The organism is Vibrio sp. zbq_1, assembly GCF_043102935.1.
Lineage (GTDB): Bacteria > Pseudomonadota > Gammaproteobacteria > Enterobacterales > Vibrionaceae > Vibrio > Vibrio parahaemolyticus.
Genome location: NZ_JBICJH010000004.1, coordinates 298345 through 315658, shown reverse-complemented (window position 1 = coordinate 315658; position 17314 = coordinate 298345). Strand labels below are relative to the sequence as shown.

Sequence of the window (17314 nt, the reverse complement as noted above, 5' to 3'; positions counted from 1 at the left end):
ACCATCATGACAACACTACTGATCAAAAACGTAACGCTAAAAGGACAAGAAGGTCTGCAGCAAATTTTGATTGAAGATGGTCAATTCAAGCGCATTGAAAGCAACGATGTGGAGCTTAATCACAACGGTGACACCATCGATGCTGAAGGCGGCATGGCGGTTGCGCCTTTCTGCGAGCCACACATTCACCTAGATACAACGCAAACCGCTGGCGAGCCAAGCTGGAACATCTCTGGCACATTGTTTGAGGGTATTGAACGTTGGGCTGAGCGCAAAGAAATGCTGTCGATTGAAGACGTGAAAGCGCGCGCAAAACAAACCTTAAAATGGCAGATAGCAAACGGCGTACAACACGTTCGTACTCACGTCGATGTTTCTGATCCAACACTTATAGCTCTCAAAGCGATGCTAGAAGTACGTGAAGAGATGAAAGAATGGGTAGACATCCAAATCGTCGCCTTCCCGCAGGAAGGTATTCTCTCTTACCCAAATGGCAAAGAGCTGCTAGAAGAAGCCGTCAAATTGGGGGCGGACGTGATTGGCGCGATTCCACACTTTGAATTCACACGCGAATATGGCATTGAATCGCTGCACTACGTGTTCGAATTAGCGCAAAAATATGACCGTCTGATCGACGTACATTGTGATGAAATCGATGACGAGCAATCTCGCTTCGTTGAAACACTGGCAGCATTAGCGCACAAGTTTGATATGGGGAATAAAGTCACGGCAAGCCACACAACGGCAATGGGTTCCTACAACGGTGCGTATGCATCTCGCCTGTTCCGTTTATTACGCATGTCCGGTATCAACTTCGTGGCAAACCCATTGGTGAACATTCACTTACAAGGCCGCTTTGATGATTACCCAAAACGTCGCGGCGTAACACGAGTGAAAGAGATGCTAAATGCAAACATCAACGTTTGCTTTGGACACGATGACGTATTCGACCCATGGTATCCACTTGGTACAGCAAACATGCTGCAAGTGCTGCACATGGGCCTGCATGTATGTCAGGTCATGGGTTACGAACAAATTAATCACTCGCTAGATCTCATCAGCACCAACTCAGCGCGTACATTGAACATTCAAGACAAGTACGGAATTGAAGAAGGCAAACCAGGTAGCCTACTGATTCTTCCTGCTGAAAATGGCTTTGATGCAGTACGTCGCCAAGTACCTGTTCGTTACTCGGTTCGTCACGGAAAAGTCATTGCAGAAACACAACCTGCGACAACTCGTATTCATCTTGAACAATCAGAACAAGTGACGTTCAAGCGCTAAAGTTCTTAAAAAGACCGACCGAAACGAAAAGGGCCTGACTATTTAGTCAGACCCTTTTACTATTTTTTAGTACGTTGCGTTAATTGTCTTCGACAACTAATGATGTTTCTGATCATGGATGGACTATTACCCAGATAAACAACATGCCCTTCTTCATCAACGACCGCGGGTACCACTTTTAAGCCTTTCATATCTGCGCCATTTTCGACCAGTTTACGCTCTAGCTCATATAAATCCTGCATATCATCGACTCAGTTAACTCACCATTTGCGCGGAATCCTATCGCTCTGAAAGCAAAAATATCATGATCAAGATCACAAAAACCACACTAAACAACTATAAAAATGGAATTGAGATCACTCAAAAATGCAATCTATAGACCCAAGTTTTCTGTGCTACTGAGTCACATTTATAAAATTAATGACTCATAGAAACACTGATAAAAATGTCTGTTTGAAATAGTCTTGTCTGGAGAGAAACCTTCGAAAAGTTCAGTCATTTCACTGCGTATTAACCTTTCAAATGGAATCAGTGACAGCGCTCTTAATCCCACTTCTTGACATCACTCAGGTATTCAACAATCTGGTGGCTAATTCTCAATTACACCATCGCACTTGGAAATTATTCTTAGCGTTGGGCATACTTCTGGCTTCATTTTAGTTGTAGATATTAACCATGACGTCATTAAGCCAGTTTGAGCCGCTGTTTTTGGAATTTATGCAGCAAGAGATGCAAGTTGATGCGGCCCATGATATTGAACACGTAAAACGCGTGGTCAAAACAGCGAAACAGCTCTGCGACGAAGAAAATGCAGACATAGCAATTGTGTTACCTGCAGCCTATTTGCATGACTGTTTCACCTACCCGAAAGATCATCCAAATCGCAAGCAAAGCTCTGCAATTGCAGCCAAAAAAGCCATCGCGTATTTAGAGAGTATTCAATACCCTCAGCACTACCATGATGCCATCGCTCATGCGATAGAGGCGCACAGCTTTAGCGCCAAAATCAGGCCAAACACGTTGGAAGCACAAATCGTCCAAGATGCTGATCGTCTGGACGCTTTAGGCGCAATTGGCGTTACGCGATGCATTCAAGTCAGCACTCAGTTTAACGCTCAGCTTTACAACGATAACGACATGTTTGCTAAAGAGCGCGAACTCAACGACAAACAATTCACCGTAGATCATTTCCAAACCAAGTTGTTTAAAATTGTCGACACCATGAACACGGAGTCTGCAAAACTTGAAGCCAATAAACGGAAAGCCTTTATGCAAACGTACCTAAAACAGTTATACGATGAGGTAACCGCGTAAATGTCTGAAAGCTATACGCTAATTAAAGAGCTTAAGCGCCAGCTAAAGTTAGCCGGGCTGCATTATGTCGATGTTGCACAACACCTTGATTTAAGTGAAGGAAGCGTCAAACGTTTACTTGCGGAAGGTCAACACATTAGCCTTGAGCGCTTAGAACGAATTTGCCAACTGATTGGTTTAGAAATGGCGGAACTGTTTAAGCTCGCGGCTGCGCACAATAAAGGTCTAGAGTCGCTAACGTTAGAGCAAGAAAAGCAGTTGGTTGACGATAAAGCCCTGCTACTCGTGGCGATCTGTGTTGTAAATGGCTATCAGTTTGAACAAATCGTTCAGCAATATACCTTCAATGAGTTGGAACTGGTACAAAAGCTTGCTCATTTGGATCGCCTGAACATCATCGACTTACAGCCAAATAACAAAATTCGTTTGCGTATATCTCCGACATTTAAGTGGCAGATGGGCGGCCCTATTCAACGGTTCTTCCAACAGCAAGTTCAAGACGCCTTTTTCCAAAGCTACTTTTCTGGTGAAGATGAACAGTTGTCCATGGCAACAGGATTGATGAGCGTACCAACCAACAAGAAGCTGCAACAGAAACTGCAAAAGGTCATCGATGAGTTTTATCAGGCTTGCCAAAGTGATAGCTCTCTCGATATGGACGAAAAGCACGGCACCTCTCTGATTATTGCGATGCGTCGCTGGACGTTCCCTCTGTTTGAACCATGGGAAAGAAAACCTACACAGAAGTCTCGAAATTAGTAACTCAATAAACAAATGGAAATGAAAGTAACGCATTTAGTTACTTTTGGTGGCATGCAACGTCACTTGACAGAGAAAGCTGGTTTAATCGTCCATTGAGCATAAAGTGCTCCCATCTCATTCGACTTTGTTTAATCGGAGCCAGCATGTTTTTCTCAAAACGCTTTTTTCCTTACTTTGTGACGCAGTGTCTTGGCGCACTCAATGACAACATCTACAAAAACGTTCTGTTATTGATGGTGACATACAGCCAAATTGATAACTTACCAATATCCGTTAATCTATTTGTTAATTTGGCGGCAGGCTTATTCATCCTACCTTTCTTTCTATTCTCTGCGCATGCTGGTGCCGTCGCTGACAGCATGGACAAAGCCAAATTAATACGACGTCTAAAGCTCATCGAGCTGGCTATCATGTCTTGCGCAGCAACCGCTATTGCCACCCAAAGTGCCATGCTGATGCTGGTTCTGCTGTTTATGACAGGCACTCAATCGGCCTATTTTGGTCCCGTGAAATACGCCTTGCTACCACAAGCGCTCAAACCAAATGAGCTTGTTAAAGGAAATGCTTGGGTTGAAATGGGCACGTTCCTTTCGATTCTTATAGGTACGCTTAGCGCAGGCCTGCTGTTAGCTATTCCTAATGGCACCTTGATTGCTTCTTGCGTCGTGATTGCCTTGTCTTTGCTCGGGTTTATGAGCAGTGTGAACATTCCAACGATGCCTAGCCAATCGACTGACAAAGCGAAGTTTGAACCGATTTCTGGTTTAAAAAACACGTTAAAAATGGCAAAAAAACAGAGAGGCATTTGGATGTCTATTCTAGCCATCAGTTGGTTTTGGTTCATGGGTGCGACTTACCTGACTCAATTCCCTAACTTTGCGCGTGAACATTTGTTTGCAGACAGCACTGTCGTTTCTTTACTGTTGGCATTGTTTTCCATTGGTATCGCTACAGGCTCTTGGTTGTGTGAAAAGCTCTCTTTCAACCACGTTGAGCTTGGTATTTTGCCATTCGGTATCCTTGGTCTGACAGTCTTTGGCGTCGACTTGCTATGGGCAGTCCCAAGTTATCCATCACTTCCGGTGCACTTTTATGATGTGCAAAACTTCGTTGCTGAATCCAAACATCTGCGCGTCATGATTGACCTGTTCCTTGTTGGTGTAAGCGGCGGTGTCTTTATTGTTCCTCTTTATGCGTTCATCCAATCTCGTTCAAACAAAGGTGAATGTGCACGTGCCATTGCTGCTAACAACATCATGAATGCGTTGTTTATGGTGGTGTCTGCTTTGGTTTCGATCGTTGTACTCAGCGTACTAGAGCTTTCTATTGTGGAACTGTTTGCCATGATGGCAATAGGTAACTTCTTCGTGGCAATCTATGTCTATCGTCAAGTACCGGAATTTACACAACGCTTTATCAGTTATTTACTCAGCCATTGTATGTATCGTGTGTCTGTAAAGGGGCGCCAACATATTCCTGAACAAGGTGCTGCGTTAATTGTGGCTAACCATGTTAGCTATGTCGATGCGTTGATTTTGATGGGAACCTCTACTCGCCCGGTTCGTTTTGTGATGGACAAATCCATCAGCGAGTTGCCTGTTCTTAAATATGTTTTCCGTCATGCCGGTGTTATCCCGATCTGTTCTCCACGTAAGTGTGCCGATACTTACCGACGAGCATTTGAACAGATTGAACAAGCGCTTAACGACGGTGAGGTTGTCTGTATCTTCCCTGAGGGTCGTTTAACGTCTAACGGTGAATTGGGTGAGTTTCGCCCTGGAGTGGAAAAAATCCTTGAACGTAACCCTGTTCCTGTCATCCCTATGGCGTTAAAAGGGCTTTGGGGTTCTTTTTTCAGCCACAAAGGCGGACATGCTCTCACAAAACGACCGACTCGTTTTTGGTCAAAAGTGGATGTTGTAATCGGTGAAGTGTTAAGCCCAGCTCCTTTAAATCGTCATCAATTGCAACAACAAGTACAGGATTTACTGGGCTGATACGCTTGCTATACCGATCAAACTTTGCAGCAAAACGTAAATATGCACCACAAAGCACAAGTAGTTCTTTGTTAATTAGAGTAGGATATCTACGACGTCATAAATCTAGGAGGTATTATGAAAATCATCATCTTACATGGTCTTTATATGCATGGGCTGGTCATGCAGCCTCTTAGCCAAAAGCTGCGAAAGCTCGGATACGAAACGCAAGTGCTCAGCTATAACACTGTTGCTATCGATGAGTCTTCACTGTTTGATTCTATTGACCATTCGCTTAATCCACTGACCGCAAACGTGCTCGTGGGGCACAGCTTGGGAGGCTTGATGATTAAGCGCTATCTCGCCAACAGAAAGCCAACCACCAGTTTAATCTCTCATGTTGTCGCTATCGGTTCACCTCTTAAAGGCGCGTCCATAGTAGGTCGGATTCAAGATCTCGGGTTAGGTGCAATTTTAGGCAATTCGCCACACCACGGATTAAACAAACATGATGATGCGTGGGCTTTTCCGCAAAAACTCGGCAGTATCGCAGGAACGGTACCGATTGGTGCCCGCCCATTGTTGATCCGTAATGACAACACCATGTCGGACGGTACGGTTACCGTAGAAGAGACAAGACTGGACGGTATGCAAGATCATATCGAAGTGAAGCAAACGCATACGAGTCTGATTTACAACACCTTCGTGCCGCAGCAGATTGATCACTTTATTCGCACAGATTATTTCCGTCGATAGCACACTTTTCCATCATACAGATGGAATCGACTTTCCAAGCTATTCAGTTCGCAGTACTATCCTAGCTCCACTTCTTCACAACTTGAATGAAGTGGCACATTTTTAATTGTTCTCAGGGCGGGGCGAAATTCCCCACCGGCGGTATACTTTTTCAAGTGAGCCCGCGAGCGCTCGATTCGTCGAGGTCAGCAGATCTGGTGAGATGCCAGAGCCGACGGTTATAGTCCGGATGAAAGAGAATAAGAATACACCAGTATTGCGAGTAAGATCGCGTTGAATGCTGGTGCGCTTCTTTTTGATCGTATTTTACGACGATCTCTCATACCGCCCTGATTCTGGTGATATTTAGGAGTTAACCATGAATCAGTCATCACTACTTGCCGAATTCGGCGACCCAATTACTCGCGTTGAAAACGCACTTATCGCTCTAAAAGAAGGCCGTGGCGTACTTCTTCTTGATGATGAAGATCGCGAAAACGAAGGCGATATCATTTATTCAGTCGAGCACCTCACCAACGAGCAAATGGCGTTGATGATCCGCGAATGTAGCGGCATCGTTTGTTTATGTTTAACAGACGCTCAAGCAGACAAACTGGAACTGCCTCCAATGGTGGTAAACAACAACAGCGCGAACCAAACTGCATTTACGGTTTCTATTGAAGCGAAAGTTGGCGTAACAACGGGGGTTTCAGCAGCAGATCGCGTGACGACCATTAAAACGGCGGCAAACCCGCATGCGAAACCTGAAGATCTTGCTCGCCCGGGTCACGTATTCCCTCTGCGCGCACGTCCAGGTGGTGTAATGACTCGCCGTGGTCATACGGAAGGTACGATTGATCTGATGCAAATGGCAGGGCTTCAACCTGCTGGCGTACTGTGTGAAGTGACCAATCCAGATGGTACGATGGCAAAAGCACCGGAGATCGTTGCATTTGGTCACCTGCACAACATGCCAGTGCTGACTATCGAAGACATGGTCGCGTATCGTAATCAGTTCGATTTGAAGCTGGCATAAAAATTCAAAGCACATTAAAAAGCCGCGCATTTGTGCGGCTTTTTTTGATCGATTCCCTTTACGTTTGAGTAGTTATACTTACTTCAAAACAAAAGGAACGATATCATGAAAGGATTACTGAAACTCGCCGCGTACCTTGGCTTTATCTCCATGAGTTCGTTTGCTCTTGCGTCTGAGTGCCCCGACATTCTGCAAGGCAAACAGCGCATGTTAAATTCAACAGAAGAAATTGAGCTTTGTGAAGTATTCAAAGGGAAAACATTGCTCGTCGTAAACACTGCCAGCCAATGCGGTTTTACACCTCAATATGAGCAACTAGAAACGCTATACCAAACTTACAAAGATAAAAACTTCGCAGTCATCGGTTTTCCCAGTAACGATTTTCGACAAGACAAAGGAAGCGAAGAAAATACCGCAAAGATCTGCTATCTCGACTACGGCGTGACGTTCCCTATGATGGCTCGAAGCTCTGTATTGGGCAACGATGCCAACCCTGTCTTTTCTGAAATCAGCACTCAAGCCGGTGTGACTCCGAAGTGGAACTTTTACAAGTTTCTCATCAGTAAAGAAGGCAAAGTCATCGCCACATTTCCAAGCTCAACCTCTCCGACGAGTACTACGCTTACTAATATGATTGAGCAACAACTGTAGGAGTGCAGTTATGGTCACGACACGTTTAACCATGTTACGCCTTGGGTACTTGGGCTTAGTGCCTTTTCTGTTCAGCTTGCTGCTTATCGTGTCTGACACCACCTTATTTAACCTAAGCGGCCAACAATTTTTTATTGCCTACAGCGCCGTTATCTTGAGTTTTCTATCGGGAGTGCTCTGGGGAAATGGTATCGACCATTACTACCACCGCTTGAGCCGTAATATCCTAGTTCTCAGTAATTTGTTTGTTTTGCTTGCGTGGGGTGCCTTGTTACAAGGGAATACACATTACATCGCGGCAATATTATTGCTCGCAATCGAATACGCGGCCGTTTGGTATGCAGAAAAGCTGATACGGAATGTCGAACTGGAAGTTGATCCCAAAGGCTATCAAGGCATGAGGAATAAGCTCACCTGCGGCGTCATTTTGATGCATGGATTGGTTTTGATTGCATAATCTGGTCTGTCCAGTACTCAGATCACAAAACCAATCAACCCATATAAAACATTGTTCATTTCGTGAATACACATACATTTTGAACACCGTTTTGTTTTAAAGCAGCGCAAACCTAAATATATATGTCCGCAAACATTCACAAAGGATATGAATATGTTTTTCCGCAAACTACTGTTTAGCACTGCAATTATCAATGCGACTTCTGGCTGCGTTTCTTACCAAGCGCAACAAGCTGCCACTCAAACAGTAAACAACACGGGCATTGTTCTCACCAATGTGGTGAAAAACACCATCGCACAACCGTGCAATGTCGCTATCACCGTTGCTAGCTTGTTTTATCCGCACGCGATATTCATGACTAGCGTACCAACTCAAGCTTGTACAACCGTACTGAGATAACGAATTCAAAAAAATGGCGACCACTTGGCCGCCATTTTTCATTTCTTTTAATTTATAGCGTTAGCAGATAGTTCACCAATTCGCTGTACTCGGCATAGCTACGGACTTCATTAGGAATAACGATGTACTTGTTATTCACAACGACGCCAGGAACGCCGGTCAGAGTGCTCTCTTTGAACTGCTTATCGAAACGCTTTTGCATCGAACTAACCGCAAAGCTATTGTACGCCGCGTCAAATTTGTTGCCATCGACACCGTTGTCCGTGAAGACTTTCTTTAACTCGTCTTCGTTTTTCGGTGCTTGGCGCTTTTGATGAATTTGCGCGAACATCGCAGGCACCATTTTATCTTCAACACCTAGCGATACCATGGCTGCGTAAGATTTTGCCATTGGCACTGCCATGTCTGCGCCCATAAACGCCACGTGCACTTTTTCAAAGCGTGCTTCTTTTGGCAAAGCCGGTTTTAAGTTTTCAATCACAGATTCAAACTTATAACAGTGTGGGCAGTAAAACGAAAAAAACTCTGTAACGGTTGGTTTAGTCGCTTTCTCAACGTCTAACACTTTGTAGTGTTTACCTTCTTCAAATTGAGCAGCGTGAGCGCTGAAAGCCAGTAAAAGTGTGCTGCATAGTGCAAGTAATTTCTTCATTGTTTGTTTTCCTTCGGGCACAACAGTGCCGTTTTTAAATATAGCTAAGAGCCAGCTAGTGCTGGAGATAAATAAAGAAGAAATCAAACAATCGGAGGTCGGTAAGGTTTATAAATCACAACCACGGCTTTTTCAGTAGGAAGCTTATCAATAAGCGCCAAGCTATAAGGCAGTAGCATCAAGCCATTTTGCGACAAAGTCGTGGGAATTTTCACAATGCAAGAAGAGCTACAACTGGTGTGCGACTTTTGCCCTTTTTCCATCATGTGTTCTTTGTGGTGCGGCTCAACACAATCTGTATTTACGCCGAGTTTTTCTTGAAGTGCAGTTTGCTGCATGGGAAAGCTTTGTGCTTCTATTGATGCTGTCGATGCTTGAACGCTCGATGAAACACTGGTTAGCAGCATAGCCACCAAACAAACCAGAGTAGTCATCAATGTACGATTCAACTTCAACATATCAATTTCTTCACAACACACTGATTTTCATCATACAGAAAGATCATATTCATACAAGTTTGAAGCACGAACAGTTCACGGTTATTTCACGAGCTATACCAGCATGAATCCGATAACGCTTGAAATACTTATGAAACACGAGTAATAGTTAGAGCAGTTTTTGTACTAACAAGGAAAGATTCATGCTTAAAAAGAGATTTTTCAAAACTAAAGATGAAGTTGAAGTCACTTTTGAACTCGATAAAAACCAATGGGAATCCATTAAAATCGCTGGAGATTTTAATGACTGGCAACCAGAGCCAATGAAACTGGTGAAAAAAAGCGGCCAATTTAAGTTCAAAACACGTCTACCCAAAGAGCAACACATCCAATTTCGTTATCTCCTCGATGAAGTTGAATGGGAGAACGATCCTCAAGCAGATGCTTACGTTCCAAATGGCTTTGGTAGCGACAACAGCGTTGTTTGCACCGTTGAATAAGTGGTAACTTTGATGGGTTGATTAGTACGGATTTCACCGTAGTAACAGCGCACTCTTCTCACTTAAGGCGCACGAGTTGCGCCTTTTTCCTACCAATAAGACAAACTCAAGCAGCAATTATTGTTGCTAATGAACAACAGTGTTTTACCTAAAGTGATATATATCAACAAAAGTTATTTCCTTAGTATGAGTTCATCGCAGCAGACCGCTGCTTTCAACGAAAACTGAGGAAGTAACAAATGAAAAAACTGGTTGTTATTACTGGTGCAAGTTCAGGTATTGGTGAAGCTATCGCACGTCGTTTTAGTGAAGAAGGCCACCCTCTCCTTCTTGTGGCTCGTCGCGTAGAACGTTTAGAGGCACTAAATTTACCAAACACCTTATGTGAAAAAGTCGATGTCACTGACCAAGCGAGTTTGATAACAGCGATTGAAAAAGCAGAAGCTCAATTTGGTCCAGCTGACGTGCTAGTCAACAATGCGGGTGTAATGTTGCTTGGTCAGATCGACACGCAGGACGCCGCTGAATGGAAGCGTATGTTCGACGTTAACGTGCTTGGTTTGCTTAATGGTATGCACTCCGTACTTGCATCAATGAAAGCGCGCAATAGTGGCACAATAATTAACATCAGCTCTATTGCAGGTAAAAAGACGTTCCCTGACCACGCTGCATATTGTGGGACTAAGTTCGCAGTTCATGCAATTTCAGAAAATGTGCGCGAAGAAGTGGCCGCATCAAATGTGCGTGTTACGACTATTGCACCGGGCGCAGTAGAGACGGAACTGCTTTCTCACACCACTTCACAAGACATTAAAGATGGATACGATGCTTGGAAAGTGGATATGGGTGGTGTACTCGCCGCAGACGATGTCGCGCGTGCAGTAATGTTCGCTTACCAACAACCACAAAATGTCTGTATCCGAGAAATTGCGCTCGCGCCGACCAAGCAGCAACCATAATCTGGTGACAACTTAATTTCCCATATACTAAGCAAACGATTTGTTCTATATCAAAACGTTTGCTTTTTTTATATTATTAACTCATCGGATAACCTTATTCTTTACAAGCTTTATTTGAAATAACTCGCAAATTTGTTTAACTTTCAGTGATATCAAATACAGCACACATCACTTACATGAACGAACAAGAAATCAAGCCATCCCTTATCATTGTCGAAGACGATCCAAAACTACAAGATATGCTCGGTGAGTACTTTGTAGAACAAGGCTTCGACGTCCGCTGTATTGATAACGGCACCGACGCGCCGAACGCCATTTTAGACACTCAACCCGATTTGGTTTTGTTAGATTTGATGCTGCCGGGCCAAGACGGTTTGAGCGTTTGTCGTCAAATCCGCGAATGTTACAAAGGCAAAGTTCTGATGCTTACCGCAAGCGATGACGATTTTGATCACGTCGCTGCGCTTGAAATTGGCGCCGATGACTTTGTCACGAAACCTATTAAACCGCGCGTGTTACTTGCTCGTATCCGTATGTTATTGCGCAGGAAAGAAAGCACCGCTCCAGCGCCAGAAAACGGCTTACAAATTGGCGTGTTGTGTTTAAACCGACTACGTAAATCTTGTACTATGAACCAACAGCCTGTCGCATTAACCGACGGTGAGTTTGACTTGCTGTGGGTACTCGCCACTCATGCCGAGAAAACCTTGTCGCGTGAATGGCTCACCAAAACGTTACGCGGGATTGAGTACGACGGTACAGATAGAACCATTGACAACCGCATCGTAACGCTTAGAAAGAAATTGGGTGACGCGTCTTGCTCACCTCAAAAAATCATTACGGTACGCGGCAAAGGCTACCTACTAATGCCGGATGCATGGAACGCATAAATGAGAAGGGTATATCTAGAGAGCTTTTTAGGTCTGATCATTCTTTTTCTCGCCAGTCTGAAAGGTTATGAGCTCATCGTGTATGAGCTCAATACTGATTATGACTACCTACTTCAAGAACACAGTTCGCAAGCTTTCTACGATTTACTCTCCCCTATCTATGAAGAAAAAGGGCTTGAATACACCAAAAGCGAGCTAGAAAAGTTTGCCACGGCAAGCCATCGATTGTTGCAACCTCACACTATGGATGAGCTCCCACCCGAGGTGAAGGAAGTGTTCGATGAAGATCCTAACGCTAACATCGCCTTTGATGATGAGCGGGATTTTTGGTTTCGCTTCGACGAGAGCACTCCCTTTTTCAAAATTAGCGATAACCCGAATAGTCCCATCATTCAAGCCGTCAATTTCGACGACAACATGGTGTGGATATTCTTCATCGCTGGTTTCGCGCTTTACTGTGTTTTGCTGATCTGGTTTTTAAGCCGCAGAATTCGTGAACTAGAAAGAGTCACCGTCGAATTTGCGTCTGGTAATTTCAAAGCACGCGCAAGCACGGCCAGCGCCAAATCGGTTGGCACATTGAACAAAAGCTTCAATAACATGGCCGATAAAGTCTCTCGACTCATTACCAGCAATAAAATGCTCACCAATGCGGTTGCTCACGAGCTACGCACACCAATTTTTCGCTTGCAATGGCAGGCTGATTTACTCGCCGACTCCTCTCTAAATGAACAACAGACAAAGTACGTAAATAGCATCGTTGAAGACATTGATGAGATGGAAGAAATGGTCGAAGAACTCCTTTACTACGCAAAAATGGAGCGCCCAGAAACAGAGCTTCGGACCGAAAGTCTTGAGCTTAACTCCCTGCTTTCTGACCTAAAAGACAAATGGCAGCAAGAGACGCCATTGCCAATCACCGTTAAAGATACGGATTGCAAAGAAGCCCAAATTAAGACCGACCCCAAACTGCTCAAGCGCGCGTTAGACAACCTACTTCGCAATGCCATGCGTTATGCCGATAGCCAAATCATGTTAGAAATGACCGAAGATGAAGAACACTGCATGATAAGTATTCATGACGATGGAAACGGTATTGATGAAAAAGACTGGCCTCACCTGTTTGAGGCATTTTACAGCGCCGACAAATCTCGTAATAAAAGCACCAGCGGCTTTGGTTTAGGACTTGCCATCGTAAGACAAATTATGGAATTGCAACGCGGCGATGTTTCTATTTCACACAGTCCTCTTGGTGGCGCCTGCTTCACCGTATCTCTGCCTAAATAACGGGCGAACAACGATAAAAGTTAAAGCGCAGTTCGCTTAGTTTCTGCGCTATCTTCTTCCTCATCCGCTTTTATTACATAAGACGACATTTCGATACAATCCATAGACAGAGACAAGTAATAAAACAGTGTACATTTAATCCATCAATTCACAGAGATAATGGATTCACCCCATGTATAAACCACTTTTACTCGTTGTCCTTTCTTCCTCACTTGCAGCATGTGCATACAACCAAAAGCCTGTTGTAGACATGACGAATGTTGACCAAGCGCAATATGAACAAGATTTTGCCTACTGCCAAGGTTACGCAGAGAAAGTCGACAAAACAGAAGCCGCTAAATCTGATGCAACCAATGGTGCAATGACTGGCGCATTAATCGGTGCCGCGGCAGGTGCTCTTGAAGATGGTATTGGCGGTGCAGCTGTTGGCGCAGTAGCTGGTAGCGCAGTCGGTGCTGGTGCAGGCGCTTTAGGTGGCGCGAATGATTCCACCAAAACACAAGCTCTCGTGCTACGCAAATGCCTACAAAATAAAGGTTACACCGTTTACGACCTTGATTAAGCATTAGTCTAAACCACACAACCAAAGTACTTACTCATCAAACCAAACGTGACGTTTTTTGCTTGCACCCATATTCACAAATGTTTCACGTCTAACCGATTAGTCTCAGATCGCAATTTGGTGCATTTCGGTACTAACACACATCAATCAACCAATAATAAGAATTAAGGCCCAATTTTGAAGCCAGGTAAAACAGGAATTCGCCGAGTCATGGATGCGACCGGTTACTCAATTAAAGGACTAAAAGCCGCGTGGACTCATGAAGCCGCTTTCAGACAAGAACTCGTACTGACTTTGGTTCTTTCTATCAGCGCATTTTTTCTGCCAGTTACCACGCTTGAACGTGTATTGATGATCAGCAGCCTATTGCTGATTTTAATCGTCGAACTTATTAATTCCGCCGTAGAAGCGGTTGTCGACCGTGTCAGCGATGACTGGCATGAACTCAGTGGTCGAGCCAAAGACATTGGCTCTGCAGCAGTATTTGTTGCGCTATTTCTTGCCCTATTTGTTTGGGCGTCGTTCTTGCTTTAGTTTTATTCAAGAAAGTAACTTATGAAGACTATTGATTCTCCAAAGAAAGGTATCCCATACGTTGCCTTTACTGTTCTACTCGCGCTGTATTTCGCTCTCGTGGTGAACATCCCAATCTATAAAGAACTCATTGGGATTTTCTCTAAGTTAGACGAAGTCAAAATCGGTTTCATTATAACTATTCCGATTTTCTTTTTTGCCGCGCTTAATTTCTTATTCAACCTATTTAGCTGGCCATGGGTTGGAAAGCCGTTCTTTATCTTGCTGCTAGTGGTCTCTAGCTTAGTAAGCTACGCAGGCTATAACTACGGAACGCTGTTTGACTCTGGGATGATCGCCAACATCGTCGAGACCGACTCGAGTGAAGCAAGCTCTTATCTCAGCACGTATTCGGTCGTTTGGACGACGTTAATGGGTGTGATTCCTGCCCTGATTGTGTTCAAAGTAAAGCTGCAACCACAACGCGGACAATGGCTACGCTTTGTGCTTACAAAACTGGTCGCGATGCTCGCTTCGTTAGCAGTTATTGCCGTGATTGCGGGGTTGTACTATCAAGATTACGCATCTGTGGGTCGCAATAACAGCTACCTGAAAAAAATGATCATCCCAACGCAATATGTCTACAGCGCGACAAGTTACGTAAAAGAAAATTACTTAACTACGCCACAGCCATATCGTGAAATCGGTACTGATGCACAGCAATCTTCGACCGCTTTACAGCAAGCGCAGGACAAACCGACGTTACTCGTTTTTGTGGTAGGTGAAACCGCACGTACTCAAAACTATCAACTGAACGGTTACGAGCGTGAAACTAACCCCTACACCAGCCAATTAGATGTTATTTCTTTTAAAGATGTGGCGTCATGCGGCACTGCGACAGCAGTATCTGTACCATGCATGTTTTCTCAGTTAACGCGCAATCAATTTGACCGTAAACAAGCTGATAACCAAGACAACGCGTTAGATATCATGCAACGTGCAGGTATCGACCTACTGTGGAAAGAAAACGATGGTGGCGATAAAGAAGTCGCGCATAAGATCAAAAAAATCGAAGTAGACAGAAAGCAACAAAACGCACTGTGCAACGGTCAAACTTGTTACGACATGGCACTACTGAGTGACTTTGACCAAGAAGTGTCGAACATGAACGGTAACCGAGTGGTAGCCATGCACCTTATTGGCAGCCATGGCCCAACTTACTTCCAACGTTACCCGAAAGAGAAAGCGTTTTTCCAACCGGATTGCCCACGTGCAGACATTGAAAACTGTAGCGTCGAAGAGATCGTAAACTCCTACGACAATACCATTCGTTACACAGACTTTGTCTTGGAACAAACTATCAACAAACTTAAGACGTTAGAAGACAAATACAACACTGCGTTGATTTATGTTTCTGACCACGGTGAATCGCTTGGTGAAAGCGGCATGTTCTTACATGGTATGCCTTACGGACTTGCTCCGGATTTCCAAAAACGAGTACCGCTTATCATGTGGATGTCGCCAAGCTTTAAGCAAGCAAAACACATCAACACGGATTGCTTGTCCAAAGAAGCACAAAATGCAGGTAAGTACTCGCATGACAATGTGTTCCACTCTTTGCTTGGTATTATGGATGTAAAAACCCAAGCCTACGACGGCCAGTTAGATATCTTCAAAACCTGTCGAACCGTATCCTAAGTAGTTAGAAAAAGCCTGATTCAAAATGTGAGTCAGGCTTTTTTATGACAAGCCGTTTCTGCCAACCTCTTTTTCGCTCGTTATAATCAACGCCTAATGAAATCGAAACAGAGCGAACAACATGAAAATCGGTATTATTGGCTTAGGCGATATTGCGCAAAAGGCTTACCTTCCTGTCATTACTCAACTTCCTAATGTTGAGCTGGTCTTTTGTACCCGAGACGCCGAAGCCCTCTCTTCACTAACTCAGCAATATCGCATTAAGGAAAGCTGTCAGGACTACCGACAGCTTCCTGCGTTTGGTGTAGATGCGGTGATGATTCATGCCGCAACTCATGTTCACTTTCAAATCGCTGAATATTTTCTAAAACAAAGCATTCCTACTTTTGTCGACAAACCTCTGGCGGACAGTGCCCAACAGGTAGAGCAACTCTATGAGATTGCAGCTATCGCCAATCAACCACTTTATGTTGGCTTTAATCGCCGACACATTCCGCTCTACAACGACTATTTGCCAAACGTACAAAAAGGCGATGTCGCTAATTTGAAGTCACTGCGTTGGGAGAAAAATCGCCACAATCTGCCGGGAGAACTCCGAACGTTCATCTTTGACGATTTTATTCACCCGCTGGACAGCGTAAATGTTGTAGCAAAAGCCGATTTGCAAGACGTCTACATCACTCACCAATTTGACGGCCAACAACTCGCACGTCTGGATGTGCAATGGCAACACGGTGATACCCTACTACACGCTTCAATGAATCGTCATTTTGGCATCACAAACGAACGCGTTCAGGCATGTTATGCCAACCAAGCATTTGAGTTTGAATCGTTCGTGGAAGGTAAATTGTGGCAGGACAATCAAGAACGTAAGTTGAACTTAAAAGATTGGACACCAATGCTCACGAGTAAAGGTTTTCACGCTATGCTATTCGATTGGTTTAAGGTTGTTGAATCAGGCAAGCTGGCTACAAGCACAGTGCAACGCAACATAGCGAGCCACCAGCTTGCAGAGCAGATCTGTCAACGCATAGAACAAGCCGTGCATTGCAATTAACCCCTAGAACCAATCTATGCATAAAACGCATACATTAATTCACTTTTTGTCATTTGTTTCATTGACTAATCGTCACTAAACTTCGCGCTCATTTTTCTATATGAGCGCACAATGCATGCTTTTTTCTCAATCCATTTTCGCTCAG

The 17314-nt window shown here is 44.2% G+C and carries 20 protein-coding genes and 1 riboswitch; of the genes, 17 read left to right on the top strand and 3 right to left on the bottom strand.

Annotated elements, in window-relative coordinates:
• Positions 1 to 6 precede the first annotated feature (6 nt).
• Positions 7 to 1284 carry a cytosine deaminase gene (locus ACF8CV_RS01865; protein ID WP_020838070.1) on the top strand — a complete coding sequence of 426 codons (1278 nt, stop codon included), beginning with the start codon at positions 7 to 9 and terminating at the stop codon, positions 1282 to 1284.
• Positions 1285 to 1343: 59 nt separating this feature from the next.
• Here ACF8CV_RS01865 and ACF8CV_RS01860 read toward each other — a convergent pair whose 3' ends face one another.
• Positions 1344 to 1526, bottom strand: a complete 183-nt coding sequence (locus tag ACF8CV_RS01860) for a hypothetical protein (protein WP_005463425.1) — start codon at positions 1524 to 1526, stop codon at positions 1344 to 1346.
• A gap of 433 nt (positions 1527 to 1959) precedes the next feature.
• Between ACF8CV_RS01860 and ACF8CV_RS01855 the strand changes: the two genes are divergently transcribed.
• The 8 genes from ACF8CV_RS01855 (at position 1960) to ACF8CV_RS01820 (ending at position 8614) form a co-directional block, all read left to right on the top strand.
• Entirely contained in the window at positions 1960 to 2598 is a 639-nt protein-coding gene (locus ACF8CV_RS01855; RefSeq protein WP_025626017.1) for an HD domain-containing protein, read from the top strand.
• Positions 2599 to 3357, top strand: coding sequence for a helix-turn-helix transcriptional regulator (locus ACF8CV_RS01850; protein ID WP_015313448.1), 759 nt, complete (start codon positions 2599 to 2601; stop codon positions 3355 to 3357).
• Between the two features lie 146 nt (positions 3358 to 3503).
• Positions 3504 to 5357 (top strand): MFS transporter, encoded by a 1854-nt coding sequence (locus tag ACF8CV_RS01845; RefSeq protein WP_138937150.1) that lies wholly within the window; start codon positions 3504 to 3506, stop codon positions 5355 to 5357.
• A 117-nt stretch (positions 5358 to 5474) separates the two neighbouring features.
• Positions 5475 to 6092, top strand: coding sequence for a hypothetical protein (locus tag ACF8CV_RS01840; RefSeq protein ID WP_015313450.1), 618 nt, complete (start codon positions 5475 to 5477; stop codon positions 6090 to 6092).
• A 104-nt stretch (positions 6093 to 6196) separates the two neighbouring features.
• Positions 6197 to 6337: riboswitch (FMN riboswitch) on the top strand.
• Positions 6338 to 6450: 113 nt separating this feature from the next.
• The gene (gene ribB / locus ACF8CV_RS01835) at positions 6451 to 7107 is read left to right on the top strand and encodes a 3,4-dihydroxy-2-butanone-4-phosphate synthase (RefSeq protein ID WP_005477276.1); all 657 of its coding nucleotides are present in this window, start codon (positions 6451 to 6453) and stop codon (positions 7105 to 7107) included.
• Positions 7108 to 7212: 105 nt separating this feature from the next.
• On the top strand, positions 7213 to 7758 hold the full coding sequence (locus ACF8CV_RS01830) for a glutathione peroxidase (RefSeq protein WP_025552514.1): 546 nt from the start codon (positions 7213 to 7215) through the stop codon (positions 7756 to 7758).
• A gap of 10 nt (positions 7759 to 7768) precedes the next feature.
• Positions 7769 to 8215 (top strand): DUF3429 domain-containing protein, encoded by a 447-nt coding sequence (locus ACF8CV_RS01825; protein ID WP_138937151.1) that lies wholly within the window; start codon positions 7769 to 7771, stop codon positions 8213 to 8215.
• A gap of 153 nt (positions 8216 to 8368) precedes the next feature.
• Positions 8369 to 8614 carry a hypothetical protein gene (locus ACF8CV_RS01820; protein WP_005463406.1) on the top strand — a complete coding sequence of 82 codons (246 nt, stop codon included), beginning with the start codon at positions 8369 to 8371 and terminating at the stop codon, positions 8612 to 8614.
• Positions 8615 to 8666: 52 nt separating this feature from the next.
• On the opposite strand, the gene ACF8CV_RS01815 is transcribed toward ACF8CV_RS01820, so the two are convergent.
• Both ACF8CV_RS01815 and ACF8CV_RS01810 read right to left on the bottom strand, forming a co-directional pair.
• A complete protein-coding gene (locus tag ACF8CV_RS01815; protein ID WP_005477286.1) occupies positions 8667 to 9266 on the bottom strand; it encodes a thiol:disulfide interchange protein DsbA/DsbL in 600 nt (199 codons plus the stop codon).
• A gap of 83 nt (positions 9267 to 9349) precedes the next feature.
• Positions 9350 to 9724: a hypothetical protein gene (locus ACF8CV_RS01810; protein ID WP_015313451.1), complete on the bottom strand. Its 375-nt coding sequence runs from the start codon at positions 9722 to 9724 to the stop codon at positions 9350 to 9352.
• 182 nt (positions 9725 to 9906) lie between these two features.
• Here ACF8CV_RS01810 and ACF8CV_RS01805 point away from each other — a divergent pair, with 182 nt between their 5' ends.
• The 8 genes from ACF8CV_RS01805 to ACF8CV_RS01770 all read left to right on the top strand — a co-directional run bounded on the left by ACF8CV_RS01805 (position 9907) and on the right by ACF8CV_RS01770 (position 17169).
• The gene (locus ACF8CV_RS01805) at positions 9907 to 10203 is read left to right on the top strand and encodes an isoamylase early set domain-containing protein (RefSeq protein WP_005477072.1); all 297 of its coding nucleotides are present in this window, start codon (positions 9907 to 9909) and stop codon (positions 10201 to 10203) included.
• Positions 10204 to 10442: 239 nt separating this feature from the next.
• Positions 10443 to 11162 carry an SDR family oxidoreductase gene (locus ACF8CV_RS01800; RefSeq protein ID WP_005485124.1) on the top strand — a complete coding sequence of 240 codons (720 nt, stop codon included), beginning with the start codon at positions 10443 to 10445 and terminating at the stop codon, positions 11160 to 11162.
• A 176-nt stretch (positions 11163 to 11338) separates the two neighbouring features.
• A complete protein-coding gene (locus ACF8CV_RS01795) occupies positions 11339 to 12052 on the top strand; it encodes a response regulator (RefSeq protein ID WP_017447344.1) in 714 nt (237 codons plus the stop codon).
• Positions 12053 to 13339 carry an ATP-binding protein gene (locus tag ACF8CV_RS01790; RefSeq protein ID WP_392415906.1) on the top strand — a complete coding sequence of 429 codons (1287 nt, stop codon included), beginning with the start codon at positions 12053 to 12055 and terminating at the stop codon, positions 13337 to 13339.
• Between the two features lie 172 nt (positions 13340 to 13511).
• Positions 13512 to 13901 (top strand): hypothetical protein, encoded by a 390-nt coding sequence (locus tag ACF8CV_RS01785; RefSeq protein WP_005463395.1) that lies wholly within the window; start codon positions 13512 to 13514, stop codon positions 13899 to 13901.
• A 177-nt stretch (positions 13902 to 14078) separates the two neighbouring features.
• The gene (locus ACF8CV_RS01780) at positions 14079 to 14435 is read left to right on the top strand and encodes a diacylglycerol kinase (protein WP_005463392.1); all 357 of its coding nucleotides are present in this window, start codon (positions 14079 to 14081) and stop codon (positions 14433 to 14435) included.
• A 21-nt stretch (positions 14436 to 14456) separates the two neighbouring features.
• Positions 14457 to 16112 (top strand): phosphoethanolamine transferase, encoded by a 1656-nt coding sequence (locus tag ACF8CV_RS01775; RefSeq protein WP_169609026.1) that lies wholly within the window; start codon positions 14457 to 14459, stop codon positions 16110 to 16112.
• A 121-nt stretch (positions 16113 to 16233) separates the two neighbouring features.
• The gene (locus ACF8CV_RS01770; RefSeq protein ID WP_023585612.1) at positions 16234 to 17169 is read left to right on the top strand and encodes a Gfo/Idh/MocA family protein; all 936 of its coding nucleotides are present in this window, start codon (positions 16234 to 16236) and stop codon (positions 17167 to 17169) included.
• Positions 17170 to 17314 lie beyond the last annotated feature (145 nt).

Coding starts and splice junctions, on each gene's coding strand:
- ACF8CV_RS01805 (WP_005477072.1), top strand. CDS start 9,907: ATGCTTAAAAAGAGATTTTTCAAAACTAAAGATGAAGTTGAAGTCACT.
- ACF8CV_RS01775 (WP_169609026.1), top strand. CDS start 14,457: ATGAAGACTATTGATTCTCCAAAGAAAGGTATCCCATACGTTGCCTTT.
- ACF8CV_RS01850 (WP_015313448.1), top strand. CDS start 2,599: ATGTCTGAAAGCTATACGCTAATTAAAGAGCTTAAGCGCCAGCTAAAG.
- ACF8CV_RS01790 (WP_392415906.1), top strand. CDS start 12,053: ATGAGAAGGGTATATCTAGAGAGCTTTTTAGGTCTGATCATTCTTTTT.
- ACF8CV_RS01830 (WP_025552514.1), top strand. CDS start 7,213: ATGAAAGGATTACTGAAACTCGCCGCGTACCTTGGCTTTATCTCCATG.
- ribB (WP_005477276.1), top strand. CDS start 6,451: ATGAATCAGTCATCACTACTTGCCGAATTCGGCGACCCAATTACTCGC.
- ACF8CV_RS01785 (WP_005463395.1), top strand. CDS start 13,512: ATGTATAAACCACTTTTACTCGTTGTCCTTTCTTCCTCACTTGCAGCA.
- ACF8CV_RS01860 (WP_005463425.1), bottom strand. CDS start 1,526: ATGCAGGATTTATATGAGCTAGAGCGTAAACTGGTCGAAAATGGCGCA.
- ACF8CV_RS01840 (WP_015313450.1), top strand. CDS start 5,475: ATGAAAATCATCATCTTACATGGTCTTTATATGCATGGGCTGGTCATG.
- ACF8CV_RS01855 (WP_025626017.1), top strand. CDS start 1,960: ATGACGTCATTAAGCCAGTTTGAGCCGCTGTTTTTGGAATTTATGCAG.
- ACF8CV_RS01800 (WP_005485124.1), top strand. CDS start 10,443: ATGAAAAAACTGGTTGTTATTACTGGTGCAAGTTCAGGTATTGGTGAA.
- ACF8CV_RS01770 (WP_023585612.1), top strand. CDS start 16,234: ATGAAAATCGGTATTATTGGCTTAGGCGATATTGCGCAAAAGGCTTAC.
- ACF8CV_RS01820 (WP_005463406.1), top strand. CDS start 8,369: ATGTTTTTCCGCAAACTACTGTTTAGCACTGCAATTATCAATGCGACT.
- ACF8CV_RS01825 (WP_138937151.1), top strand. CDS start 7,769: ATGGTCACGACACGTTTAACCATGTTACGCCTTGGGTACTTGGGCTTA.
- ACF8CV_RS01810 (WP_015313451.1), bottom strand. CDS start 9,724: ATGTTGAAGTTGAATCGTACATTGATGACTACTCTGGTTTGTTTGGTG.
- ACF8CV_RS01815 (WP_005477286.1), bottom strand. CDS start 9,266: ATGAAGAAATTACTTGCACTATGCAGCACACTTTTACTGGCTTTCAGC.
- ACF8CV_RS01865 (WP_020838070.1), top strand. CDS start 7: ATGACAACACTACTGATCAAAAACGTAACGCTAAAAGGACAAGAAGGT.
- ACF8CV_RS01795 (WP_017447344.1), top strand. CDS start 11,339: ATGAACGAACAAGAAATCAAGCCATCCCTTATCATTGTCGAAGACGAT.
- ACF8CV_RS01845 (WP_138937150.1), top strand. CDS start 3,504: ATGTTTTTCTCAAAACGCTTTTTTCCTTACTTTGTGACGCAGTGTCTT.